General features: G+C 42.9%; 24 protein-coding genes and 1 riboswitch. Of the genes, 9 read left to right on the forward strand and 15 right to left on the reverse strand.

What is annotated here, in order from left to right; genetic code table 11:
* Window positions 1–20: 20 nt before the first annotated feature.
* Window positions 21–2159 carry an efflux RND transporter permease subunit gene (locus tag FYJ66_RS04070; RefSeq protein WP_154572236.1) on the reverse strand — a complete coding sequence of 713 codons (2139 nt, stop codon included), beginning with the start codon at window positions 2157–2159 and terminating at the stop codon, window positions 21–23.
* A 329-nt stretch (window positions 2160–2488) separates the two neighbouring features.
* On the opposite strand from FYJ66_RS04070, the gene FYJ66_RS04075 reads away from it, so the two are divergent.
* Window positions 2489–3187 (forward strand): TetR/AcrR family transcriptional regulator, encoded by a 699-nt coding sequence (locus FYJ66_RS04075; RefSeq protein ID WP_154572237.1) that lies wholly within the window; start codon window positions 2489–2491, stop codon window positions 3185–3187.
* 111 nt (window positions 3188–3298) lie between these two features.
* Here the strand turns inward: FYJ66_RS04075 and FYJ66_RS04080 are convergent, their stop codons facing one another.
* The 6 genes from FYJ66_RS04080 to dtd form a co-directional block, all read right to left on the reverse strand.
* Window positions 3299–3598 (reverse strand): hypothetical protein, encoded by a 300-nt coding sequence (locus FYJ66_RS04080; RefSeq protein WP_154572238.1) that lies wholly within the window; start codon window positions 3596–3598, stop codon window positions 3299–3301.
* Between the two features lie 15 nt (window positions 3599–3613).
* Entirely contained in the window at window positions 3614–4222 is a 609-nt protein-coding gene (locus FYJ66_RS04085) for a cyclodeaminase/cyclohydrolase family protein (RefSeq protein ID WP_154572239.1), read from the reverse strand.
* A gap of 165 nt (window positions 4223–4387) precedes the next feature.
* A complete protein-coding gene (gene rpsR / locus FYJ66_RS04090; RefSeq protein WP_154572240.1) occupies window positions 4388–4639 on the reverse strand; it encodes a 30S ribosomal protein S18 in 252 nt (83 codons plus the stop codon).
* A 35-nt stretch (window positions 4640–4674) separates the two neighbouring features.
* On the reverse strand, window positions 4675–5145 hold the full coding sequence (locus FYJ66_RS04095; protein WP_154572241.1) for a single-stranded DNA-binding protein: 471 nt from the start codon (window positions 5143–5145) through the stop codon (window positions 4675–4677).
* Window positions 5146–5196: 51 nt separating this feature from the next.
* A complete protein-coding gene (gene rpsF, locus FYJ66_RS04100) occupies window positions 5197–5481 on the reverse strand; it encodes a 30S ribosomal protein S6 (RefSeq protein ID WP_154572242.1) in 285 nt (94 codons plus the stop codon).
* Window positions 5482–5584: 103 nt separating this feature from the next.
* Entirely contained in the window at window positions 5585–6049 is a 465-nt protein-coding gene (gene dtd, locus FYJ66_RS04105) for a D-aminoacyl-tRNA deacylase (RefSeq protein WP_154572243.1), read from the reverse strand.
* 95 nt (window positions 6050–6144) lie between these two features.
* Here dtd and FYJ66_RS04110 point away from each other — a divergent pair, with 95 nt between their 5' ends.
* On the forward strand, window positions 6145–6906 hold the full coding sequence (locus FYJ66_RS04110) for a lysophospholipid acyltransferase family protein (protein ID WP_154572244.1): 762 nt from the start codon (window positions 6145–6147) through the stop codon (window positions 6904–6906).
* Between the two features lie 124 nt (window positions 6907–7030).
* Here FYJ66_RS04110 and FYJ66_RS04115 read toward each other — a convergent pair whose 3' ends face one another.
* From FYJ66_RS04115 to dnaA, 8 genes are all read right to left on the reverse strand, one after another.
* Entirely contained in the window at window positions 7031–7627 is a 597-nt protein-coding gene (locus tag FYJ66_RS04115; RefSeq protein ID WP_154572245.1) for a nitroreductase family protein, read from the reverse strand.
* Between the two features lie 160 nt (window positions 7628–7787).
* Window positions 7788–8945, reverse strand: a complete 1158-nt coding sequence (locus tag FYJ66_RS04120; protein WP_154572246.1) for a GGDEF domain-containing protein — start codon at window positions 8943–8945, stop codon at window positions 7788–7790.
* A gap of 87 nt (window positions 8946–9032) precedes the next feature.
* Window positions 9033–10157: an IS1249 family transposase gene (locus FYJ66_RS04125; protein ID WP_154572247.1), complete on the reverse strand. Its 1125-nt coding sequence runs from the start codon at window positions 10155–10157 to the stop codon at window positions 9033–9035.
* 257 nt (window positions 10158–10414) lie between these two features.
* A riboswitch (cyclic di-GMP riboswitch) is annotated at window positions 10415–10488 on the reverse strand.
* Window positions 10489–10719: 231 nt separating this feature from the next.
* Window positions 10720–13215 (reverse strand): DNA gyrase subunit A, encoded by a 2496-nt coding sequence (gene gyrA, locus FYJ66_RS04130; protein ID WP_154572248.1) that lies wholly within the window; start codon window positions 13213–13215, stop codon window positions 10720–10722.
* Window positions 13216–13238: 23 nt separating this feature from the next.
* Window positions 13239–15164 carry a DNA topoisomerase (ATP-hydrolyzing) subunit B gene (gyrB, locus tag FYJ66_RS04135; RefSeq protein WP_154572249.1) on the reverse strand — a complete coding sequence of 642 codons (1926 nt, stop codon included), beginning with the start codon at window positions 15162–15164 and terminating at the stop codon, window positions 13239–13241.
* Window positions 15165–15423: 259 nt separating this feature from the next.
* On the reverse strand, window positions 15424–16542 hold the full coding sequence (gene recF, locus FYJ66_RS04140) for a DNA replication/repair protein RecF (RefSeq protein WP_154572250.1): 1119 nt from the start codon (window positions 16540–16542) through the stop codon (window positions 15424–15426).
* On the reverse strand, window positions 16543–17646 hold the full coding sequence (dnaN, locus tag FYJ66_RS04145) for a DNA polymerase III subunit beta (RefSeq protein WP_154572251.1): 1104 nt from the start codon (window positions 17644–17646) through the stop codon (window positions 16543–16545). It abuts the gene before it with no gap.
* A 183-nt stretch (window positions 17647–17829) separates the two neighbouring features.
* Window positions 17830–19164, reverse strand: a complete 1335-nt coding sequence (gene dnaA / locus FYJ66_RS04150; protein WP_154572252.1) for a chromosomal replication initiator protein DnaA — start codon at window positions 19162–19164, stop codon at window positions 17830–17832.
* Window positions 19165–19529: 365 nt separating this feature from the next.
* Between dnaA and FYJ66_RS04155 the strand changes: the two genes are divergently transcribed.
* The 7 genes from FYJ66_RS04155 to mnmE all read left to right on the forward strand — a co-directional run bounded on the left by FYJ66_RS04155 (window position 19530) and on the right by mnmE (window position 25765).
* Window positions 19530–21404, forward strand: coding sequence for a Cna B-type domain-containing protein (locus FYJ66_RS04155; protein ID WP_154572253.1), 1875 nt, complete (start codon window positions 19530–19532; stop codon window positions 21402–21404).
* 277 nt (window positions 21405–21681) lie between these two features.
* Window positions 21682–21816, forward strand: coding sequence for a 50S ribosomal protein L34 (gene rpmH / locus FYJ66_RS04160; RefSeq protein WP_154572254.1), 135 nt, complete (start codon window positions 21682–21684; stop codon window positions 21814–21816).
* A 31-nt stretch (window positions 21817–21847) separates the two neighbouring features.
* Window positions 21848–22189 (forward strand): ribonuclease P protein component, encoded by a 342-nt coding sequence (gene rnpA, locus FYJ66_RS04165; protein WP_154572255.1) that lies wholly within the window; start codon window positions 21848–21850, stop codon window positions 22187–22189.
* A gap of 44 nt (window positions 22190–22233) precedes the next feature.
* Entirely contained in the window at window positions 22234–22464 is a 231-nt protein-coding gene (gene yidD / locus FYJ66_RS04170) for a membrane protein insertion efficiency factor YidD (protein WP_154572256.1), read from the forward strand.
* A gap of 20 nt (window positions 22465–22484) precedes the next feature.
* Window positions 22485–23246, forward strand: coding sequence for a YidC/Oxa1 family membrane protein insertase (locus FYJ66_RS04175; protein ID WP_154572257.1), 762 nt, complete (start codon window positions 22485–22487; stop codon window positions 23244–23246).
* Window positions 23247–24140 carry an RNA-binding cell elongation regulator Jag/EloR gene (gene jag, locus FYJ66_RS04180; RefSeq protein WP_154572258.1) on the forward strand — a complete coding sequence of 298 codons (894 nt, stop codon included), beginning with the start codon at window positions 23247–23249 and terminating at the stop codon, window positions 24138–24140.
* 209 nt (window positions 24141–24349) lie between these two features.
* Window positions 24350–25765 carry a tRNA uridine-5-carboxymethylaminomethyl(34) synthesis GTPase MnmE gene (gene mnmE / locus FYJ66_RS04185; RefSeq protein ID WP_154572259.1) on the forward strand — a complete coding sequence of 472 codons (1416 nt, stop codon included), beginning with the start codon at window positions 24350–24352 and terminating at the stop codon, window positions 25763–25765.
* The last annotated feature ends 49 nt before the right edge of the window (window positions 25766–25814 follow it).

Consider the following 25814-nt stretch of genomic DNA (forward strand, 5'->3'; position numbering starts at 1 on the left):
TTTTTTACCCCCTCAGATAACTACTGCGCTGCGGCTTCCGAACCGCTGTTTCCGTGTTCCCTGGCGTATACTTCCTTCAGTCCCTTTGTGGTCTTGCAGATGACCTTGTCCAAAGCCATGAGCAGGGAAGGGAGAAGGAGTATTACTGTAAGCATACTGATTATTGCACCTCTTGCCATGAGCTGGCAGAATGTGCTGATAATTCCTATGTTGGAGTAAATTGATACTCCGAATGTGGCTGTGAAGAATCCAAGAGCACTTACCATTACTGATGGAATGGATGTTGCTGTGGCAATCTGAATTGCATCTCTCTTGGTTTTGCCAGACATTCTTTCTTGTTTATATCTAGTGGACATCAGGATCGCATAGTCTACTGTTGAGCCCAGCTGGATCGTGCTGATGCAGACCGGAACGATGAACGGAAGTTCAAGGCCGGTATATCCTGGAATTCCCAGGTTCACGTAGATGGCGAACTCTATGGCCGCTACCAGTATAAATGGCAGTGATGCCGACTTCAGTACCAGCAGGATTATCACAAATACTGCTGCAATGGATATGAGGCTTACTACCTTGAAGTCCTTATTCGTAATCTGGATCAGATCCTTTGTTGCTGCAGCCTCGCCGATGACCTTGGCACCCTTGTCGTATTTCTTTGTGATGCTCTTCAGCTGATCTACCTGTTTGTTGCACTCATCAGTAGACACCTTGTATTTGGAGTTTACCATTATAAGCTGGTGCCCCTTGGCTGTAAGGGAATTTGTGATCTGATCTGGAAGCATCTGTCTCGGAATTGATGTTCCAAGGAATGAATCCATTCCCAGTACGTTATCTACTCCGTCAACCTTCTTGATCTCATCGGACATTGCTCTTCCGTCCTTTGGGGACATGCTTGAATCTGCAATGATCAGATGGGTCGTTCCGATGTTGAAATCCTTCTCCAGCTTATCATTTGCTACCATGAAGGAATCATCTCCCAGGTCAAGCTGTTTTGAGTTGCTGGCCAGCATCTTTGAAAAATCATATACTATGTTCTCGTTGTTATATCCGTGAACTGCCGGAACAACAAGGAGAATGAATATTGCAATGTAAATGCCGTATCTGCTGGTAAGGCCGTGGGCCAGCTTCGAGCAGTCAGGGATCAGACTTCTGTGAACAGTTTTGTTAAGAATGTTTCCTGATGCCAGAATCATGCAAGGAAGTATGGTTACGCTGGCGATAACTCCCAGTGCACATCCCTTGGCCATTACGATTCCCAGGTCCATTCCCATCTTATATGTCATGAAACAGAGAGCCAGGAATCCGGCAATAGTTGTTATTGAAGATCCGGTTACGGCGGTCAGAGTATCGTTGATAGCTTCCTCCATGGCGTCCAGCCGGTGCTCATCTCCCCCTAATTTTTCAAGCTTTTCTGCATAGCTGTGCCACAAGAAGATGGAATAATCCATGGTTACTCCCAGCTGAAGCACCGCTGCTATGGCTTTGGTAATGTAGGAAATCTCTCCGAAAAACACGTTTGTTCCCATGTTGTACAGGATCGCCATTCCGATACTTAACAGGAAAATAAACGGAGCTGCGTATGAATCCAGGAGAAGCATCATTGCGGCCAGGGACAGGAGAACAGCTATGCCTACATACTTTGGTTCCTCCTGCTGACACAGGGTCTTCAGATCCGAAACCAGAGAGCTCAGTCCTGATACATAAACGTCTTTCTTTGCCAGGCCTCTTATCTGATCTATAGCTTCAAGAGTTCTGTCATCAGATGTAGAAGTCTTGAAGAAAACAACCAGCATGCTGGCATCTTTATTGTGAATGTTGTTCCTGATCTCAGTTGGCAGCATTTCCTGCGGAATTGTAGGATCAAGAACATCTTCCAGACTTACAACGCTGTCTACATGCTTGACCTTCTCAATATCTGATTTCAGTTTGCTTACATCGCTGGTCTTCATGTTCTCAACTACTACCAGCGAGAATCCGCCCTTGCCAAAATCTTTCTGAAGCATTTCCTGACCCTTCATGGTCTCAATGTCATCAGGCAGATAGGTGAGCATATCGTAGTTGATTCTAGTTGCCCTCATTCCGATGACGGCTGGTATCAGCAATATCACCGCAACAATCAGAATGATTCGCCGGTGTTTTACTACCTTCTGGCCCAGATTCATCAGATCATCCCCCTCATATATAAATTAGATAAAGCAATAAAAATATAAATTCATCACGGAAACAGCTGACTAACTTTCACTTTTTGTTTCCAGTGTAGAGAATAGCACTACGATGACTATTGGTCAACATTTTTCTTTAAAATTTCTGAATAATATTCAGTTTTTAAGTTTTCCTTAATATTTCAAGGGTTATAAAATGACTAGAATTCATATTCAGTCGTTTCTTTCCTTGACCCGCAGTCAGTACGATGGTAGTATTTAGCTGGATAAAGCCGTGAAATGTTAAAAAGGATGTTTCCGGCTCATTTGAAATTGGAAGAGTGATATTGATGGGAAAAAACGAACTAAAGAAAAGAAAAAAACGGAATGACCTTCTGAAGAGCGCATACGAACTATTTACCACAGTAGGTTTTTCCAAAACAACAATTGATAATATTGCCACAAAGGCAGATGTAGGAAAAGGTACATTCTATCTGTACTTTAAGGACAAAGGGGAGATAAGGGAACAGCTCATCGTCAATCAGTCTGCCATTCTCCTTAATAAAGCTGCCCAGGCTCTCAAGAAAGAACAGAAGGAGAGAGCTCAGAACGGAGATCCTTCAATGGATATTGCCGATAAGATAATTTTCGTAACTGACTACGTTATTAATTATCTTTCCAAGAACATCTCACTTCTCAAATTCATTTCAAAGAATCTGAGCTGGGGCATGCTGGTCAAATCCACTACAGCAGCAAAGGACAATGAGGAAGTACAGAGTTTCCAGCAGTTCCTGATGGAAGAGTTTGATAAAGAGGAGATAGTTGTAAGAGAGCCTCTTCTTCTCATATTTACCATCCTTGAGATGATCAACTCCACTTGCTACAACATCATACTGAAAGGTGAGCCAGTAACCTTCAGCGAATACAAGCCTTATCTGTACGATACCATCAGAACCCTCATTGACCACGCCATCATAGATCCGGACAGTAAGGAAGCAGAATCTCAAAAGAAATTCATTACAGAATATATGAATAACCAGAATATGTAACGCAAAACCGCCGCCAATCCATTTTGTGAATTGACGGCGGGTATTTTTTTGCCATATTTTGCTACATTGCGAGCAGGAAATATTCCTCTTAGAACACTTATGTCTGTCTTATTATTTCTTCTTTCTGTTCTCTGCCTTCTTTTTCTTCTTGTTCTTTCCCACTCTGTTTCCGCCTCTGGTAGCCAGATTATCTACATATACTGGTGTTTCAAATCTGTCTCTGTCCAGCTGCCATGCGTGGTATTCCCTGTATGCCATCAAAAGCCACAGTCCGGCCACCACGTACAGAAATACAGTATAAGTCTTGCCGCTGTTTGAAAGCATTCCAATTGCAAACATAACAGCCGTCATGACTACGTAAAATATAATCAGCAGAAAGTACGCTGCTTTTGAGTTGTGTCTTGTTTTCATATTATCACTTCTCCATTAACGACCAAGAATAGAATCTTTCAGTTCTGAAGACCTCTTCAGCATCTGCCGGGCTTCCTCATCCAGCATTTCACCCTTTTTCTTATCCTTAAAGGAGCCTGTGTTTGCAAAAACATTATAGGCTGCTGAAGTTACTGCTCCCTCAAGATGGATGGCTGCTACGTAAAGATCGCTTACCAGATTCTTATTGGATTTTCCCATGAGAGAAAGGGTCAGTTCCAGTCCTTCTATTCCGTCTTTCATTACCTGGAAAGGGGCCATTGCCGCAGGAACAGAAGCTTCTGCAATTGCCTGGCGGCGAGCTTCCTTTTCCTCTTCAGTGCCGTGAACCATGGCATAAGCAGCAGCTACTTTTCCAAAAGCCTCTTTATCTGCATCAACTCCGGCAAGGAAGCTTTTCTTCAGCTTCTCTCCTTTATCCAGGGCTTCACAGATGAGATCTTCAAATTCAGAATATTTCTTCTTTCCCTTTGTATGATTTGCCACCATCATAGTCAGGGCAATACCCTGAGCTCCTGTTAATGCTGCTGCAGCACCGCCTCCAGGGGCAGGGGAGTCAGAGCTCAGATCATTGATGTATTCTTTCAAAGACATATTGATAAGCATAGCATAATCTCCTGTGTTAAAAATTCACCATGTGGGATTATTATATCTCTGTTGCCGCCTTCCGGGCAACTTTCTTTGCATTTCGTGAGATAGATACTGCCTGCTGGCAATAAAAAAAGCGGGCCTTTTCAGGCTCGCTGATTAATACCATCAATGGCAGGCTGACTAGTTCAGGTCAGCGTCAAATGGCATAAGAGCAACAACACGTGCTCTCTTGATTGCTGTTGTTACAGCTCTCTGGTGCATTGCACATGTTCCTGTCACTCTTCTAGGCAGGATCTTTCCTCTCTCTGTTGTGAACTTCTTCAGAGTCTCAACATCCTTGTAATCGATCTTCTTATCCTTGTCAGCGCAGAATTGGCAGACTTTCTTTCTTCTTACTCCGCCGCGTCTCTGCTTGTTGAAAGTATTGCTCATTAGACTAATCTCCTTCCGTAAGAAATAATACCGGTTTAGAACGGTATATCATCCTCAACAGCCTGGAATGCATCAGGCAGGTCATTCATATCAGGCTGGCTGAAGCTGTTTCCTCCATTGCCGCCATCATATCTCTGACCGCCGTTGTCGTATCCCTGACCGCCTCGGCCTCCACCGTTTCCGGATCCGCTGCCCAGGAATTCAACCCTGTCAGCAATTACATCTGTGGTATAAACCCGGGCTCCTTCACGGTTCGTATAACTTCCTGTCTGGATCCTTCCGTGAATCGCAACCTGACGACCCTTGGACAGGTATCTGTCGGAAGTTTCGGCCTGTTTACCGAAGACTGTTACTCTGATAAAATCAGCGGTCTGCTCACCCTCGTTTCTTCTGGCTGAAGGTCTGTCAACTGCCAGTGTAAAGTGAGCGACAGGAGTCTGGCTGTTAGCTGTATAACTTAATTCCGGATCTCTAGTAAGTCTTCCGATCAATATAACCTGGTTCATGTTTACACCCCTTGCTTTCTAATGCAAGCTTACGACCCAAAACAGGTCCGCTTATTCCTCTGTAGCTGTAATAATGAATCTCATTACGCTGTCAGAAATTCTGAGCCTTCTGCTCAGCTCCTTTGGCAGATCTGGATTAGCCTTGAAAGGAATTACTACGTAGTAGCCTTCCTTCTTCTTCTCGATCTCATAGGCCAGCTTTCTGTTGCCCCAGACATCAGCCTCTCCGGCCTCTCCGTCAGCATTGATGATGCCCTTAACGGTTTCAACTACGCCGTTTTTCTTCTCATCATCAAGAGTTGGATCGAGGACGAACAGCACTTCATAATCTCTCATTGTTTCACCTCCTGTGGACTTCTGGCACCTTGTGGTGCAGGATTGGTCTGCCTAGTCAGACCGATTACCATTATACCCTTTTAATTTATGATATCAAGTTCTTTTATTGATTCCTTGGCTTTGTAAGTTCATCAGAATCCATAACTATGGTAAAAGGCCCGTCGTTCAGAAGCTCAACCTTCATATCTGCTCCGAATTCTCCTTTTGCAACGTGTTCAACATATTTGCCGCATTCCTGAATCATGTGATCGTAGAGAGGGGAGGCCATATCCGGCGACCCTGCCTCAATGAAAGAAGGCCTGTTTCCTCTTCTTGTATTGGCATACAGTGTGAACTGGGAAATAAGCATTACTTCTCCGCCTACGTCCGACAGGGATAAATTTGTTTTTCCATTCTCATCTTCAAAGATCCGAAGTTTGCACATCTTGTTTATCATCTTGTCTGCTATTTCTTCAGTATCTGTCTGGGCTATTCCTGCCAGTACCATGAATCCCTGGCCGATTTTTCCAACAACCTCTCCGTCAATGGTAACAGATGCGTGTTTAACTCTCTGAATAACAAGTTTCATTTCTGATTTTTACTCCTGTAAATAATATTTATGCTATACTTTCACTTAAAGATTAAGGCGGTCACATTACCGCCGATACTGAAAGGAATACATTCATGAATCCATTCACAACTGGAGGCGCTCTTCTGAGAGTAGTCTCAGGAATCAACTATTTCAATTCCCACTCCGGTCCAGGAATAAGGAAGGCCAGAGAAGAAGGGGACTACGCACTGGCAAGAGATATCCAGGTCAAGGGTACTTCCAGATTTGCAGACTATATCAATCAAAAACTGAAGATAACCTACGAAATATACGGCCAGGAAAATATTCCTCAGGATGGCCCGGTACTGATCGTACCTAATCACCAGGGATATGCGGACATTCTTCTGATCTACAGCATATTCAAGCACATGCAGACTGGTTTCATTGCCAAAAAAGAGCTTTCAAAAATCGGCATTATTCAGAAGGCCGCTGAAAATACCGGCACAATCTTTCTTAACAGGGGAGATGCCAGGGGAGCCATTCAGGTCATAAATGAAGGAACTGAAAGGCTGAAAAGAGGTGACTCTCTCGTTATTTTCCCTGAAGGAACCAGAAGCAAGGGAGGCCCGGCCAGACACTTCAAGGCAGGCAGCCTGAAGTTTGCCCAGAAGGCAAAGGTTCCTGTTCTTCCTGTTACCATAGAGGGAACTTACCATACTTTTGAAGAATACGGAAGTTTCCGGCCTGCTCATTACAAGTGCATCATCCATCCATTAGTTCACATTGAAGAAATGGACAGGAGGGAACAGGCATCTGTTCACAGTCTCATTGAAAAAACTGTGTTCGATGGCTTGAAGGAGCTTACGGGAAAAGAAGTTACATTCATAGAAGAGTAGTTTTTCGGCAGAATGCCACAGGTGTTTATACATTTGTGTTATTCTGCTTTTATTATTGTCCTGTTCTTCTGCTATTCTTGTCCTTGATCTCCCGCAACCTTCAATCTCCAGTATTATTATCCACTTAGTGATTCTGTTTGTTCCGGCTTATTACCACATCATCAAGGCGCACTTTCGGCACGTGATGTACTCCGTTCTCGTCTCTGTAATAATTTGTAGACTGATTCTCGGAAACCTCGTCTATTTCAAATTTCTCGATTCCCTTGCCAATGGCAATAACCAGCTTTATCTCGTATCTTTCATCCAGTCCGATGGCGTCTCTCAGTCTCTTCTGAATGAAGTTTCCGATCATGCAGGCGTTAAGCCCCATTTCTGCTGCAGCCAGGGTTATGCTCTGAGCACAGATGCCTACATCTTTGGTAAAACCTTCTTTGCTGAAGCTTATCTTTGTGTCCTGACATATGAGAATGTAAGCAACAGGTTCTGTGCCCTTAAGAGGCAGGTGAAGTTCTGGAAGGAGTCCTCCCATCTTCACATGAGAATTGATTATCTCAACCTCATTCTCATCATTTGAAATATAGAATCTAAGGGGCTGTTTATTTATGCTTGAAGCTGAAAGGCGGGCGCAATCCACCATTTCTTTCAGTTCATCTTCAGTGACCTTCCTGGAACGGTCATATCCTCTTGTGCTTCTGTTCTTTTTAATAAGATCCTTAAGCATGAAATCACCTTCTCTCAAATTACTGGCCCGATACCTGGTATGTCTTTAATTCTCAAATTCTCAGGCCGGACTCATTTTACCATAGACAATAAAAAATGCAGAACTGGAATTTAACCAATTCTGCTCAAATAATATCTTTTTTTATATTCTCAACAAATAATTATTTAACAGCGCTTTTCATCCTGCTCTTCATCAGCTTCTTGTTTTTGTACATTTCTTCATCTGCTGCTGAAATGAGATTTTCTGCATTTCCTATTGATTCATTTAGCTGTGTTATTCCCATGCTCAGGGAAATGTCATACTTCAGATTATTATCAACAGAAGCCTTTTGTATTGATGATCTTATTCTTTCAGCCAGAATACCTGCTTTTTCCTTGTCATTCTCGATCACCACTATAAACTCGTCACCGCCAAACCTTCCGAGAAACCCGGACCTGTAATTTTCCAGCACGGTTTTTTTCATGGTACCGGCTACAATCTTAAGAGCCTTGTCACCTTCGATATGTCCGAACTTGTCATTTATATTCTTGAATTCATTTATGTCGATCATGATAAGTGACAGGTTTTCCGGCTTCTCATCGATCTTCTTTTGTATGTATTCATACATGCTGGATCTGTTGTTTATGTCTGTAAGAGGATCAATGGATATTACATTATCAAGATATCCAATGTAAATTACCAGTACAGCTATTGTGTTGCTTATGGCCATAAACGGGAAGTTGCCCACGGTATGGCGTATAAAAAGAAATATAACCAGGACTATTGGATATGATCCTATGAGATAAGCCATCTTTCTCTCCGCTCTTGTAAGCTGAGAATGGGCGTAATAGTAATAGGCAGCTGTAATTACAAGCTGTATTCCGAACAGGTATATCCACTGAATATAATAGGTGCCGGCTCTAAATATTCTTCCTTCATCTGAGTAATACAAGATATGTGTAAATTCAGTAGTTGCATTTAAAAATACGAATACAGCCGAGCCAGCATTTATCAGCTTTACTGTATTTATTCTCTTTTTATCAGGAAGATTTACGCTGTATGTGTAATAAATCAACCATGAACGGATAGCCATATTCAGAGTTATGTAGTATATAGACAAAATCGCCACGGTTACACTGGCGTTTCCTATGGCAATTTTATTACTTACGTACTCTCCAATTCCATTTATTAACAGAAGGACTATGTGCCACATCACCATGTTTCTGAATTTTACCTGACTGATCTGCCTGTCGTCTCTGATTATCAAACGAATCAGAATATACCCCATGATTACTACACAGAACAGGTTTATTTCCAGTATTAATTCTGCCGCTTTCAAAACTTCTCCTTAGTATGCTGAATATTAGTTTTAGTATGGTCTCAGGGCTACTGGAATTCCGGCTTATAGGACAAAAAACGTGTTTTGTTAATCCCAGTAAGAAGGATAATTGTCCTCTCTATGGAGTTCACTCCAGACAATAGCATCACCCCACATAGGGATAGTCGAGGTACGTTTTTCACTATCCGAAATTCTTTCGTAGATATCTGAAATGCTCTTGTCTGTAGGCATAACTTTCAATATTTCAGACGCAGAAAGCGGCTCTGGTGAGTGCATATAACACCACCAGAAGACCGCTTTTATTCTTCTTTCGACAGATAACCCTCTATGGTTCCTGAGCAATGCTCTTATCCTAGAATTGACCCCTCCTTCGATTCGATTATTTGTTGACGGCAATTCATCTATTTCCTGACTTAACTGCTCATCCAGATATGTGAACATGCTGTTTTCTTTTATCAGCCTTACAATGGAGCGCTGTGCCTTTAACAACCTTTCATGTGTGTATCTCCAACTTCCATTTTCGTCACGAGACATCTGGCTCAGGAATTTGTTGTACTTGCTCATCCATTCCACAAAGCTTTCGGTCCATTTCTCTGCTTCCTCTTTGGTATCAAGCTTCAGCAGATCCTTTGAAAGTGCGTATAACTCAATCCCTGCAAGTGTTTTAGGACGCGTTGTCGTATATCGTTTTATCTGTGAAAACACATGAAACAGACACCTTTGGTGTTTCGCATGAGGCCACGTTTTACGAAGTGCTTTATTAAAACCAGAGCCTCCATCAGACACCACCATTACAGGTTCCGCTATTCTGGACATCAATGCCTTCCAGGCACCGGAGTGCTCATATCTGCACAGATACCATCCAAGTACATATTCGTCATCACAGCAGATCAATATACATGCTTTTCTGGCAAGATATATGCCGTCTAAATATACTACGTCTTTCTTGTCCTCGATGACAGGAGGCATAGGCCACAGGTTCCAGAACTTTACAGTATTTCTCCGAAATGTTCTGCCACCACCTGGCATATTTCCTTGAGTGCTTCGTCCAAACAACCACTTCAGAAACATATTTAACTGTTTTGAAGAGTTATCGATCTTGGGTGTAAACGATGACTTGCATTCAGGGCAAAACCATCTTTGCGTACCCGAACTATTCTTTCCATGTCTGATACATTTGGCTCCACAATATGGGCAATTAACGCTCTTCATTAGGTATCCTCCCGATAATTCATTCTCAGAAAGATATAACGCCCATACATGTTGAAATTTCAATCGTTACCATGCATTCTAAACACGTTTTTTGTCCACCTTTTATCTTCTTTCAAAAAAGATAAAACTGCTATAGCCATTGAAATTTCAATGGCTATAGCAGTTTTGTAACACGTTTTTTGTCCTATAAGCCGGAATTGCACATATTTTTTTTTCATTCAAGAAAAAATCACCGCACAAAAAGAAGCCGGTGATCTCGATGCAACTGGCTGCCATTTAAGGCCCTGTAGCTTTGCGTCAATACCTTTCGATATTTTTGCCCCTGTTTCCTTGATTCTGTTATAAAGCTCATAAGTCTATCAAATACGGTTCTATATTATAGTCTAATATACTGTTTATTCAAGATGTTTGGATTGTACAATATCAAGACCATTTTTATGCATTTTTCTGTTGATTATCAAAAAATATCGACGAATATAATAAATACAGGCAGCACGAAGCTGCCTGTATGATCACATCATTTCTGATTATTGCAATCCTGAGTTATATATCGGAATACGGATTAGAACAATGTTTGCTGAGGATCATCAGCAGATTCACTGTCGTCGCCATCATCGCTGTCTTTGTCTACAACTTTTGCAAATGACACGATTCTGTCGTCTTCATCTACCTTCATGATCTTTACGCCCTGAGTTGTTCTTCCTGATGTGGATACTTCCTTTGCTCTGATTCTAATTATGACTCCGCTGGAGTTGATGATCATAATCTCATCGTCGGTGGTTACCAGAGCTGCTCCTACGATGTAACCAGTCTTCTCGAACTTGGTCTTGTCATAGGTCATCACTCCCTTGCCGCCTCTGCTCTGAAGTCTGTATTCATCCAGAGAAGTTCTCTTGCCGTATCCGTTTTCTGTAAGAACGAACATTCTGGCCTTGCTTGTACCATCGTCCAGCTCCATAGCCACAACTTCATCATCGTCCTCAAGGTTGATGGCCCTTACACCAGCAGCGGTTCTTCCGATGCTGCGGACTTCATCACCTGAGAATGCAATGGCTTTGCCCATCTTTGTGACTATGTAGATATTCTCATCTCCTCTTGCATCAGAAACTCCAATGAGACGGTCATCTTCCTTAAGGTTGATGGCAATGAGGCCGTTGTTCCTGATATTCTCAAACTGGTCAATAGGCGTCTTCTTGATGGTTCCCTTGAGAGTTGCCATTACCAGATAATCATCTTCGTTATAATCTCTCATCGGGATAATTGCAGTTACCCGTTCACCGGAATCAAGGTTCAGGAAGTTTATTACAGGTGTACCCTTGGCAGTTCTTGAAGCCTCAGGTATCTCGTATCCCTTCATCTTGAAGACTTTGCCCTTGTCAGTGAAGAACAGGAGAGTGTCGTGGGTGGATACCATTACCAGATCCTTTACAAAATCAGAGTCTCTGGTTGTCAGGCCTACGATGCCCTTGCCACCTCTCTTCTGGGCCTTGAATGTATCCTCAGGCATACGCTTGATGTATCCCAGGTGGGTGAGGGTGATGGCAACAGTCTCTTCATCGATCAGTGTCTCTTCGTCAATTTCTCCTGTATCCTTGATGAAGCTTGTTCTTCTCTTGTCGCCGTACTTATCCTTGATTTCAAGGAGCTCATCCTTAATTACTCCCATGAGCTTGTGCTCATCTGCAAGGATTTCCTTGTAATAAGCTATCTTCTTCATGAGTTCGGCGTGTTCGTTCTCCAGTTTCTCTCTTTCCAGTCCCTGGAGTCTTGCCAGCCTCATGTCCAGAATTGCCTTGGCCTGGATTTCAGTAAGTCCGAAACGGACCATCAGTCTTTCTTTAGCATCATCGTAGCTTTCCCTGATTACCTTGATTACTTCATCAATATTATCCAGGGCTATAAGAAGACCTTCCAGTATGTGGGCTCTGGCTTCAGCCTTGTTTAAGTCGAACTTGGTTCTTCTTGTTATTACCACCTTCTGATGCTTCAGATACTCATCCAGAATCTGATAGAGATTCAGAATCTTAGGCTCGCCGTTTACCAGAGCCAGCATGATCATGCTGAAGCTGGACTGAAGGGCAGTGTGCTTATAAAGTCTGTTGAGAATAACATTAGGATTTGTGTCTTTTTTCAGCTCTATGACGATTCTCATACCTTCACGGCTGGATTCATCTCTGATAGCTGTTATTCCTTCAACTTTCTTGTTCTTAACCAGATCGGCCATGGACTCTATAAGTCTTGCCTTATTTACCTGGAAGGGGATCTCTGTAACGATGATCCGCATTCTTCCTCTTGTGGTCTCTTCGATCTGGCACTTGGAACGTACCTGAATTTTTCCACGGCCGGTCATGTACGCGTCGTGAACTGCCTTTTTTCCCATAATCTGAGCACCGGTAGGGAAGTCTGGACCCTTGATTATCTTAATCAGGTCCTCCATAGTGCAGTTCTCGTCGTCGATCATCTTGACACATGCATCAATAACTTCTCCCAGGTTATGTGGAGGGATTGATGTGGCCATTCCAACGGCAATTCCGTTTGAACCGTTTATGAGAAGGTTTGGAACTCTGGATGGAAGAACTACCGGTTCTTTCTCTTCTCCGTCGAAGTTGTCCATGAAGTCTACAGTATCCTTCTCGATGTCCCTTACCATCTGCAGGGAAAACGGGGACATCCTGGCTTCTGTATATCTCATGGCGGCTGCGCCGTCGCCGTCTATGGAACCAAAGTTTCCATGGCCGTCTACCAGAGGGTATCTGGTGGAAAAGTTCTGGGCCAGTTTTACCATGGCGTCGTAAATGGAGCTGTCACCGTGAGGGTGATATTTACCCATTACTTCTCCCACGATACGGGCCGATTTCTTATGAGGTTTGTCCGGAGTGGTGCCCAGCTGGCTCATTCCGTAAAGTATTCTTCTGTGTACCGGCTTAAGACCATCTCTTACGTCCGGCAGGGCACGGCTGACTATTACGCTCATGGCATAGTCAATATACGAATTCTTCATCTCATCGTATATTTCGTGCTTTATTAATCTGCTCTGATCTACTAAATTCTCAGACATTTTATATTAAGCTCCTTGGTTAATTAGATATCCAGGTTCTTTACATACTTGGCGTTTTCTTCGATGAATTTCTTTCTCGGCGGAACCTTATCACCCATCAGGGTAGTGAAGATCTCGTCTGCCGCTGTTGCATCATCAATTGTTATCTGGATAAGTGTTCTGTGGTTGTAATCCATGGTTGTTTCCCACAGCTGATACTCGTCCATTTCGCCCAGACCTTTGTATCTCTGGATCTCGATCTTCGCGTCACTCTTTTCTTTCCACTCTCTGAGAACTTTGTTCTGTTCTTCATCAGAATAGGTGTACACTATTTCTTTGCCTCTCTTGTCTCTGAAAAGAGGTGGCTGTGCAGCGTAAACGTATCCTTTCTCGATAAGTGGTGTCATGTAACGATAGAAGAAGGTCAGGAGCAGTGTTCTGATATGGGCTCCGTCAACATCCGCATCGGTCATGATTATTATCTTGTGATATCTCAGTTTGTTGATATCAAACTTCTCTCCGATTCCGCATCCGAATGCTGTGATCATGTTCTTGATCTCATCGGAATTCAGGATTCTGTCCAGTCTTGCCTTCTCAACGTTCAGGATTTTACCTCTGAGAGGAAGGATTGCCTGTCTCTTTCTGTCTCTTCCTGCCTTTGCTGAACCGCCGGCGGAATCTCCCTCTACCAGGAATATCTCTGAAAGCTCAGGGTTCTTCTCGGAACAGTCTGCCAGTTTTCCTGGAAGGGATGTGGTCTCGAGAACGCTGGTCTTCCTGACTGTATCTCTTGCCTTTCTTGCTGCAATTCTTGCTCTTGCTGCATTCAGGCACTTGTCCAGTATTGCCTTGGCTTCTTTTGGATGCTCGTCAAGATACGCAGAGAAATACTCGGCCATAGCGCTTTCAACAATTCCTCTCATTTCGGAATTGCCCAGCTTCGCCTTGGTCTGACCTTCGAACTGCGGATTCAGAAGCTTTACGCTGATGACAGCTGTGATTCCTTCCCGGATATCTTCGCCCTGAAGTGAATCGTCTTTTTCCTTAAGAATATTGTTCCTTCTGGCGTAGTCGTTAACGGTTCTTGTCATGGCCGTCTTAAAGCCAACCAGGTGGAATCCTCCGTCAACAGTGTTAATGTTGTTGGCGTATGAAAGAATAAGCTCGCTGAAACGATCAGTGTACTGAAGGGAGATTTCCACCTCGTATCCATCGTTCTTGGACTCGAAGTAGAAAATATCATCGGTAAGCTGATTCTTGTTCTTGTTCAGGTAGGCTACGAACTCCTTGATTCCGCCTTCGTAGTGGAAGCTGTCCTTTCTTTCCTTGCCTGGTCTCTTGTCTTCTATGGAGATGCGGAGACCCTTGTTCAGGAAGGCCATCTCTCTGAGACGTCTCTGAAGGGTGTCGTAGTCGTATACTGTATCCTCGAAAATTTCAGGATCCGGCCAGAAATGGGAGAAAGAGCCAGTTTCCGTAGATTCACCGATGACCTCAAGTTTGGTCATGGTCTTTCCTCTGGCGTATTCCTGCCTGTAGATCTTGCCGTTACGGCTGACTTCTACTTCCATCTTTGTGGAAAGAGCGTTTACTACAGAAGCTCCTACACCGTGAAGTCCTCCGGATACCTTGTATCCTCCGCCACCGAATTTACCTCCGGCGTGAAGCTGGGTATGGATAACTTCAACAGCCGGAATACCCATCTTAGGGTGAATGTCTACAGGCATTCCACGGCCGTCGTCCCGGACTGTAATGGAATTATCTGGTTCAATAGTTACTCTGATATGAGAACAGAACCCGGCAAGGGCCTCGTCCACGCTGTTGTCTACGATTTCGTATACAAGGTGGTGGAGTCCTGCCGGACCTGTGCTTCCGATATACATTCCCGGTCTTAGTCTTACAGGCTCCAGTCCCTCAAGAACCTGTATCTGGGAAGCGTCATATGCATTTTCTTTTTTCTTTGCGCACATTTATGATTACCTTCGATCTGTTATAAAACAATAGTGGCAGCCGTGCAAATTAACGATTGCAGCTGCCACCCTCAAAAAGCGTCTTATTTTACCATTTTTCATCAATTCATGCAACTTGTGTATAGTACCTTTATCATGCATAAAAATAACGAAATATAGCGGATTTTCCCCTGATTTGAATGTATTAAATCAAAGTCTGAAAGCACATGGATATTTTTCTTAAGATTATGATTTCTCGTGTCTCCAAAAATCCCGTTATTCACTGGTGTTGAAAACCATATGGATAACTGCCTTTTTGGTTTGCTGCCATTATCTGGCCGTTTTTTACCTCAAAAACCTTTCCACTCTTCATATTCTCCAGCAGACTGCCGTTAACCTCTGCTGAAGTGAGGAACTGCTGCACATCATCGATCTGGCTGAACAGGAATCTCTGTCTTTCCACATCCAGCTCTGACAGCACATCGTCAAGAAGGAGAACCGGGTTTTCACCGAGAACTTCCCTGGCGATCTTTATCTCCGCCAGTTTCATTGAAAGGGCAATGGTCCGCTGCTGTCCCTGGGATCCGAAATTCTTCGCATTTATTCCGTTTATGTAAAAACTCATGTCGTCTCTGTGGGGGCCTGCGGTGGAGTATCCAAGAACAAGATCCTTGCTGCGCTGTGCAAAAATTGCATCCTGGAGGATTTCCTCATCTGCATTAGGATTGTATCTTATCTGCATTTTTTCATTGCCGCCGGAAATATTTCCGTGGATTTCCCCGGCCTGCTGGGACAGTCTTTCAATAAATTTCCGCCTGGACTTGATGATCATTGAACCGTATTTTGCCAGCTGGAGATCGTAAATGTCCAGCATGTCAAAATTATCTCCATCCTGTCCTTCTTTTAAAACCGTATTTTTTTCCTTGAGGACCCGGCTGTAATCTCGAAGCATGCTGTAATAAGAAGGGCTGAGCTGACTCATCTCTCTGTCGATGAAGTCTCTTCTCTTATCGGGGCCGTCTTTTACAATCCTCAGATCTTCAGGGGAAAAAATTACTACTACAAGGTTGTTAAGAAGTTCGGCGGTGCGGTGCAGGACTTTTCCGTCCTTCTTTATCATTTTTTTGCCCTTGCTGTTTATTGAGATTGTAATGTTCTTTTCAATTTCTTCGCTGACAACAGAGGCAGACACTGAAGCGCTGTCTTTTCCAATCATTACCAGGTCCGCCGAATTTCTGGTTCTGAATGAACGCGAAAAAGCACAGAGGTAGATGGCCTCTATGAGATTCGTCTTCCCCTGTGCGTTTTCTCCAATGATCACGTTGCGGCTTTCATTTAAATCAAGCTGAAGATCATGGTAATTTCTGAAATTTTTAAGTCTTATATTTTTGAGATACATCTAGTTTAACCTTACAGGAAGTACCAGATAGAGATATTTTTCTCCCTGAAGAGGAGTGATAAGGCAAGGGCTCAGGCTGTCCTTCATGTGAAGAATGATTTCCTCGTCATCGATTACCTTAAGAATTTCCATAATGTATTTGTAGTTGAATCCAATGTTGAGATCTTCGCCTTCTTTGATGATTTCAACACTTTCATCTATGATTCCTTCTTCAGAGAGGGAGTTCATCTCCAGTGTGTCTTCTTTTATTGTCCACTTTATGAGGTTGTTGGTCTGAACTGTTGCCATCAGCGAAGCTCTGTCGATAGAGGCCAGCAGGTCTTCTTTCTTGACTCTTACCTTTATGGTTCCATCTCTTCTTATTATTTTTTCGTAGTTTATGAAATTTCCGTTCAGAGTGTTAATAACTACTCTGTTATTGTCGAAATCCATTACAACCTTGTTATCTGTAATGCTGAGATGGAGCTGATCATCTCCTTCGTCAGGAATTACTTTAGATGATTCTGTCAGAAGCTTTGCCGGGATTATCACACTTACGTTTTCATCTGTTTCCGCAGGATCTTCATATACGGCAAGTCTGAAGGTGTCTACAGCAATCATTTTTATCATCTTGTTCTTAATTTCAAGAAGAACTCCTGTAAGAACCCCGTTCATTTCGTCGCTGCTTGCCGAAAAAGCAGTTTTTCTAATCATTTTTCTGAAACTTTCCTTATTAAGGGAAATCGGATTCTCAGATGACTGCACCATTACCTTTGGATATTCATCTGCAGGGAAGGTGATCAGATGGGAGCAGGATTTTCCGCTCTTAATAGAAAGAGAACTTTTTTCGTTGTCAAACTCCAGAATAACTTCTTCTTCTGGAAGCTTTGACGCTATGCTGATGAATTTTTTTGCAGGTACTACAAAATCAGCTTCTCCGTTACCGTCAATTCCGATTCTTGTTTTAACCGTAATATTAGTGTCTGTAGAAGTGAAAGTCATTTCATTATCTTTTACTTCTACCAGTATGCCTTCAAGAATCTTGTTTGTGGTCCTGGCCGGCAGGGCATGGGACACATTATTAAGAGCATTAGTGAGATATGACTTCTGGCAATACAGTTTCATTATGGCCGCTCCTTATTTATATATATTTTGAGTAGTAGTAGTAGGGGCTGTTGAAACTGTGGAAAACTTGCATAACTGTGTTTTTGGAACAGTTGCACAGTTTTTTGACAGTAGAACAGCCGTAAGGAAAATGTGTGAATTATGTTAATTATTCTGTGTGTAACGGTAAATTGATGTTAAATATTAATTCTTTTTCAGCTCTTCCATAAGTTTACTTATTTCGTTGCTGAAAGTTTCGTCATTTTTCATCAATTCCTGAACTTTTTCGTGGGAGTGAATAACTGTGGAATAGTGTCTTCCTCCGAAAAGTTTTCCAATTTTTGGAAGAGAAAGGTCTGTTTCTTCTCTGCAGATGTACATAGCCACTTGACGTGGCAGGGTGATTTCTGCATTTCTTTTCTTGGAATCCATGTCTGCCACCTTGATTTTGTAATGTCTGGCGACCATGGACCTTATTCTCTCAGGAGCTACGGCCTTCTCGTTATCTTTGATTATGTCGTTTAGAATTCTTTTTGCAAATTCTACATTTACTTCCTCTCCAGGAATGAGCTGGGCCATACCAACAACCCGGTTGAAGGCACCTTCAAGCTCACGGATGTTATCTGTCACCTGTTCAGAAATAAGGCAGCAAACGTTGTAGACATCCTGAGTCCACTCAATTCCAGCGTTTTCAGCCTTCTTCCTCAGAATAGCAACACGTGTTTCGAAATCAGCTGGCTGCAGATCGGCAATCATGTTCCATGCAAATCTTGACCGTAGCCTTTCGTCTATCTTTACAAGATTGTTTGGAGGTCTGTCGCTGGAAATTACAATCTGCTTATTCTCCTGGAACAGAGTTTCGAAGGTGTGGAAAAATTCCTCCTGGGTACTTTCTTTTCCTTCGAGGAACTGAATATCGTCTATAAGAAGAACATCTGTCTTCCTGTATTTATTCTTAAACTGTTTTGTTTTGTTCTCTGAAAGGGCAGTGATCAGCTCATTTGTGAACTGTTCTGAAGATACGTACAAAACATTCATTCCTGGATTGTTGTTCAGGATGTGTATGGCTATGGCCTGCATCAGATGGGTTTTGCCTAGTCCCGATCCTCCATATAGAAAAAGAGGATTATACGCTTCTGCAGGTGATTCGGCTACTGCAAATGAGGCGGCGTGAGCATATTTATTACTGTTTCCCACAACGAAGTTTTCAAATGAAAGCCTTGGATTCAGCGTCTTTTCAGCATCAAAATAAGTACGAGAAGGATTTCTTCCTTTATTCTCCTCCTCGTAATCTTCTTTTTTCTTTATTATTACTCTGTAAGACCTGCCGGTAACTTCTCTGAAACTTTCCTCAATAGTTCCGAGATGGCGCTTTACACCTTTTACTACAGGTCCTTCGTCCGTCTCAAGATATGCAATACCCGAGGTATCATCAAGTTTTCTTATTGTAAGGGGTACGATCCAAGTGGTAAAACTGATCGTAGTCATCTTAGTTCGTGTCTTGATCAGGACTTCTTCCCATATCTTGTTATTATCCAATGGTTCTCTCCTCTTTGAATGAACACATTCTACATAAATTTATCAACATTCGCAAGAATCACACACGCCTTGAAATTCCACATAGAAGCTATTACAAAAAGAAAGTTATGCACATGTTGTGGAAAACTTTGTTAATAACTTATGGGTTCCACTACATCTTGTGGATATCTTATTTTTTGAGAAAATATATGCATATTTGTCATTGAGATGTTTTAATCTTGTTCTTTTATGAGTTTTTTATATTGAGATAGTGACAAAGGATTATCTGTAATATAGAATCCCAATGTATACTAATTAGGGCAATTTATATATTTTTGGCATTAGTTAAAACAATCCGATTTGTACTATTTACGGAGGTTAGAGATTTGAAAAAGGGGAGAAAGAAAATATTAGTGGCGTTGTTGTCCCTGGCGGTGATGGCATGCTTCGGATCCGGATCTGTGTTTGCAGCCGGTGATACAAGTAACACATATAAGATAGATTACAACGAACAGACAGACATCCATTCTGTAAAAATGGAAGACGGATCAGAAGTGATCATCTTCTGTATGAATAACGGGCGCCACTGGCCTCACTATACTCCGGAAACAGGACCTGTTCCATCTTATGAAAAGACCTCCATTGAGGAGTTCTGCAAAGAGAACGGACTTAAAGACCCCGATAAGGTAGCTGAATTTACTGACAGGCTGAAGACTATTCTTTATGCGGGTTATCCATATAATGGAATGTCCCTCTATTCCATAAAATCCAATGTTGATATCATCACTGCAGATGAGTTCAACCAGATCCTCAATCCCCCGGAAGCTTTGAGAAATGACTTTCCCGACACACTTGACGGAAGGATTTTCTCTCTTGATGATCTGAAAAAAAACACGGGAAACATTGATTATCTGAAGAAATTTTCACAGCAGGTGTATGAGCTCTATCCCACAGGGGGAACAACAAAATCCGGGCTTTCCTATGATGATATTACGTCAACGCCATTCTACGGTGCTGTCTGGAGCATGATAAACAGCAGCACGCCTTTGGAATTGTACTCTAAGGTGTACGGAGGAGATTATTTTCTCACTGATTCCCAGGCTTATTCTGCTACTTCCAACGCTGTCTGGTATCTGATGAAAGAGTACGGAATACCAGACAATACAGGGGTACATGATTCCACCCCACTTTCCAAGTCACTGAAGGTCGCTCAGAGTACGAACATACTCACCGAGAAACCTGATTCCAGCTATGTTTCAATTGAAGGAGACGCTTTGTTCGAACAGAACAGCGCAGATGGAAAGTGGTACACGGGTCCTCTCACTCTTAAGGCTCCTTCAACGTACAACACTACTTTCAAGCTGACACTTCCTCAGGGTGTTACCACCACTGACGGGAAGACAGAGATAAAGGTGGGAGATACTTTTGTTCTAGTATCTGATGCTGAGCCACAGGGAGGAGCAAATATATCACTTACTTCTACTATTCCGTGGATGGAAGGGGACCTGATAGTGTTCGAGGCCGTTAACGGACAGAAGGCATCAGATGGAAAAGCTTTCCAGAACATGATAGGAGCAAAGATCCACAGGGAGAGCATAACTGTTAATAAGTTGATGTCCATCGCTGAGAAGACCACCAGGGTCTCCATAACCAAGACCTGGAATGACGAAGACAACAAGGATGGAAAGCGTCCGTCATCAGATGAATTTGCTAAAAGCATTCACCTGATGAATGGCGATACAGAGGTCATAGGAGTAAACCCAACGATAACAGATAATCTGGACAATACTTATACTGTTGTCTACGAAGATCTTCCACTGAAAGATTCCAGTGGCAATGAGATCAAGTACACAGTCAAGGAAGATGAAGTTACTGGGTATGATGCCGATAAGTCCACTGTGGAAAACGGCGGTACAATAACCAATACCCAGGAAAAGGAAGAGCCTAAGGATCCTGCTGGTCCTACAGACCCTGAAGATCCATCTAATCCTGGGGACCCGGGAGACAATGTAGATCCAACTGATCCACAGGATCCTGGAAAAACAACAGATCCTAAGAATCCGTCAGATAATACTGACAAAACCACAACGGACAATGGTAATGACAGCAACAAGACGACTGTTGTAAAGAAAGTAAGAAGCATTGTTCAGACTGGCGACAATGGAACAGTTATACTTTACGGATCTGCACTGGTATGCGCTGCTGTTCTCGTAGTCCTTCTTGCTCAGATAAGAAAGAGAAAGAATTCTCACGTCAGGTAATACAGTTAAGTAAAAAGTAAAAATACATAAGCAATAGAGAGGTGCCGCATAATACAGCGGCATCTTTTCTATTAGATATTTATAGTTCTCGTAGCAATCATTTATTTAATATTTGACTTTTACACTGGTTTTTCAGTATAATTACTCGATATTGCGCCTTTGAAATTAAGATGGCGTGAGTATTTTCTGCAGCCAGGCTGCAGTGCATGGAGCATTTGCTTCAGAAGTTAACTTTATTGTTTTATTATTTTACCCATAACGGGTAAGGAGGAATCAAATGAAAAGAACTTATCAGCCTAAGAAGAGACAGAGAATGAAGGAGCACGGATTCAGAAAGAGAATGGCAACTGTAAGTGGCCGTAAGGTGCTGAAGAGAAGAAGAGCAAGGGGCAGAAAGAAGCTGACTGCTTAGTCACTATCCCCGTGTCTGATTGGATCTGTTTATGCTCAGGAAAGATATTCTCAGGAATCAGAAGAATTTTAATCTGGTATACAAGAAGGGAAGCTCCAGGGGAAGCAGGTACGTTGTAGTTCTGTTCAGAAAGAACCACTTGAAATATACGAGAGTTGCATATGTTGCAAGCAAGAAGGTGGGAAATAGTGTTCAGAGAAACCGTGCCAGGAGACTCATGAGAGAAAGTTACAGACTTATGAGTCCGAAACCGGGGGCTGGTTACGATATAATTTTTGTAGCCAGAAAGACTATCAATGGACGGAAGATGAAGGACGTTCAGAAATGTATGTTCGGCGCACTGAATGGTGCCGGGCTTATTGATAGAAACTGATTTTGAATATCATCCATTTGCACATGATCGCAGAGGACAATAAGATGAAACACATAAGTAATTTTCTTAAAAGTGTTTTAATTCTCATCGTCAGAGGATATCAGAAGTTTATCTCGCCAATGTTTCCACCTACCTGCAGATTCTATCCAACCTGCAGTGAGTACTTTATTCAGGCCGTTCAGAAGTACGGTCCTTTTAAAGGAAGCTGGCTTGGAATCAAGAGAATTCTTCGCTGTCATCCGGGCAACCCCGGCGGATACGATCCTCTGAAATAAAAACCAAATCGGGAGATGAAATGAATTTTTTAGGAATAATCGCTAAGCCGCTTGGAATGCTGCTTACCCTTATCTACAGTCTTGTAGGAAACTATGGTATTTCACTGATCATTCTTACAGTTCTGGTTAAGTGCATCATGTATCCGCTTTATGTTAAGCAGATTAAGGCAACTGCAGGAATGGCTGCTGTTCAGCCTAAGATGCAGGAAATTCAGAAAAAGTATGCAAACGATCAGCAGAAGATGTCAGAGGAAATGCAGAAGCTTTACTCTGAGGAAGGCTTCAACCCAATGGGCGGATGTCTTCCGATGCTGATACAGTTCCCTATTATCATGGGCCTGTTCCAGCTTCTGAGAAATCCTATGCTGTACATGACAGATAAGCAGATGCTCTTTGCTATCCACGAACCTTTTCTGTGGATCAAAGACCTGGCTCAGCCGGACCTTTGGATTTTACCAATCCTGGCCGGCGTTTCCACCTATTTTTCATTTTCAATGACATCTAAGCTCACTACAGACCAGGGCAACATGCAGACCCAGGCAATGCAGAAGGTTATGAAGTATTTCTTCCCTCTGACAATTCTCTGGATTGGAAGATCTTATCCAGCTGGTCTGGCTATTTACTGGGCAGGCGGTCAGTTCCTTCAGATTTTCTTCAATCTGAGAATGAATAAGATCCGCAGAGAGATGAATGAGAAAGCAGAACTGGAGAAAATGAGAGCCCGGGCCGAGAAAGAGCTTGAGAAAAAGAAAGCGGCAAGAATGAAAGGAAAAAAAAGGTAAATGAGATCTTCGGAGAAATGGGGTGTGGATGTTGATACGGCAGTCGACCTCGCGCTGAAGGAACTCAAGCTCACAAGAGATAAGGTAGATGTTGAGGTTCTGGAGGAAAGCTCCAGTGGTTTTCTCGGCATCGGATCAAAGCTTGCCAGAGTCAGAGTAACAGCCAAAGAGGATGTTGCCGCAAACAGCCGCAAGGAAAAGGCCAAATTCGACGATATTGATAAAATTCTGGCCGGTCTTCCTGAAAATCAGGAGATTTCCGTTCCTGACGAAATCAGAGAGGATTATGACAGGTTCGAACAGGAAGAACTGGAGGATGCAAGAGCCAGCCAGTCTGCCAGAGAAGCTGCCAGCAGGAACAGGAAAGACAGCAAGAAAAAAAGCAGGAACAGAAGAAGACAGAGCAGACCACAGGTTTCACTTATGTTCGACCTGTCTGATTTAGAGCCTGTAGAAGAACATCCTGTCAAAGACTTCTTGGAGGAAGTTGCTGATAAGATGGGTATCGATTTGAATTTCAGCGTTAAGGTTGGAAAGAACTTTGTTCACGTTGATATTTCAGGCAAAGACACAGGTACTATCATCGGTAAAAGAGGACAGACTCTGGATTCTATCCAGTACCTTGCCGGCCTTGTAGTCAATAAGGACAGCGACCAGTACATCAGAGTAGTGCTTGATGCTGAAAACTACAGAGCTAAGAGAGAACAGACCCTCATCGATCTTGCAAACAGACTTGCAGGTAAAGTTGAGAGGTCAAATCACAGCATTACGCTGGAGCCCATGAACCCTTATGAGCGTAAGGTTATTCACGCTACACTGCAGAACCATCCAAAGGTTCAGACCCGCAGTGAAGGCAAGGATCCTTACAGAAGGGTTATTATCGAAAGAAAATAGCACATATTTTCTTTACAAATATCATTAGCACTTTAATGACTCGTCTCAGGATGAGTCATTTTTCTTATCTGTTTTGCTTCCCAAAACAAGTGATAATTTACTCTTATATGGGTATTATTCGGTTTTTCATTTTCAAAAATGAAGAGTATAATTGTGGGACAAACAGAGTTAATATTAGTTTGAGTAACTGTAATTTATAAAGGATTTTTATGTCGGAAACCATTGCTGCAATCTCCACACCACTGGGACAGGGAGGAATTGGAATAGTAAGAATCAGCGGTGACAGTGCGCTGGATATTATGAAGAAAATCTTCGTCGAGTGTCCTGAAGATCCGGAACCTCGTCACGTTTATTTTGGCCACGCTGCTGATCCGGATGATGTATCTGTTCATAATGGGAAAGACCCTCAGATCATTGATGAAGCAGTTTTTATCTATATGAAAGGACCTCACAGCTATACTTGCGAAGATGTGGTGGAAATCCAGGCCCACGGCGGACCCGTTAGCATGAATATGATTCTCAAGGCCTCTCTGAAGGCAGGTGCCAGAATGGCTGAACCTGGTGAATTCACCAAGCTGGCCTTTCTCAACGGGCGGCTTGACCTTTCGCAGGCTGAAGCTGTAATGGACATCATAAGTTCAAGAACTGAGATTCCTCATATGGTAGCAGCAGGGCAACTTCAAGGTTCTGTGGGAAGAAGGGTCCGTTCTATCAGGAGTTCTATTCTGGATGTTCTTGCTCAGATGGCCGTTAATATCGATTTTCCCGATGAAGACATCGAAGAGTCGGAATACTCCGCACTGGCGGACGCTATTTTACATGAAAAAAAAGAAATACGCAGTTTGCTGGACAGCGCTCCGTCGGGGAGGATTATCAGGGAAGGAGTAAGGGTTGCCATTATTGGGAGTCCTAACGCCGGTAAATCCTCGCTGATGAACGGACTTCTGGGCAGCAACAGGGCAATCGTCACAGATGTTCCCGGCACAACCAGGGATACTATTGAGGAAACCGTTGATATTGGCGGCCTTCCAGTTGTGATTATTGATACGGCAGGTATCAGGGATACAAATGACCAGGTGGAGAAGATTGGCATTGACAGATCTATAGATGCAGTGAAAATGGCTGATATGGTTCTCTTTGTAGTTGACGGAAGCAGAAAACCAGATGAAGAGGATTTGTCCATTGCTGAACTTGTAAGAGAATCGGGGAAGAATGATAAGACCATAGTTATTCTGAACAAAATGGACAAGGGCTTTGTTTCTGATGGAGAAGAGATAAGTTCTGCTGCAGGAGCCGATACTGTTCTGGAAACCTCTCTTGTTCCGGGAGATGATCTTGATGCCAGCATTCAGCTGATCAGTGACAAGATGAAGGAGATGATTTTTTCCAACACTTCTCTTACTGGCGATCAGGTTTTCATTACAAACCAGAGGCAGAAGGACGCTCTGGAAAGAGCCTATGATGGTCTGGACCAAAGCGAGATTCTCATCAGATCGGGAGAAGCTCTGGAAGTATGTGAGCTTGAAGTCAGAAGAGGCTACGATGCTCTGGGAGAGGTGATAGGAGAGGAAACAGGAGACCAGATTCTGGATGCTGTTTTCTCAAGATTCTGTCTTGGTAAATAATTTAGTATTTTTGAATATTCTGTGCTGCTTTTCGCATTAATTGCTTTTA

The sequence above is a fragment of the Allobaileyella intestinalis genome (genome assembly GCF_009695865.1).
In the GTDB taxonomy this organism is placed as follows: Bacteria; Bacillota; Clostridia; order Peptostreptococcales; family Anaerovoracaceae; genus Allobaileyella; species Allobaileyella intestinalis.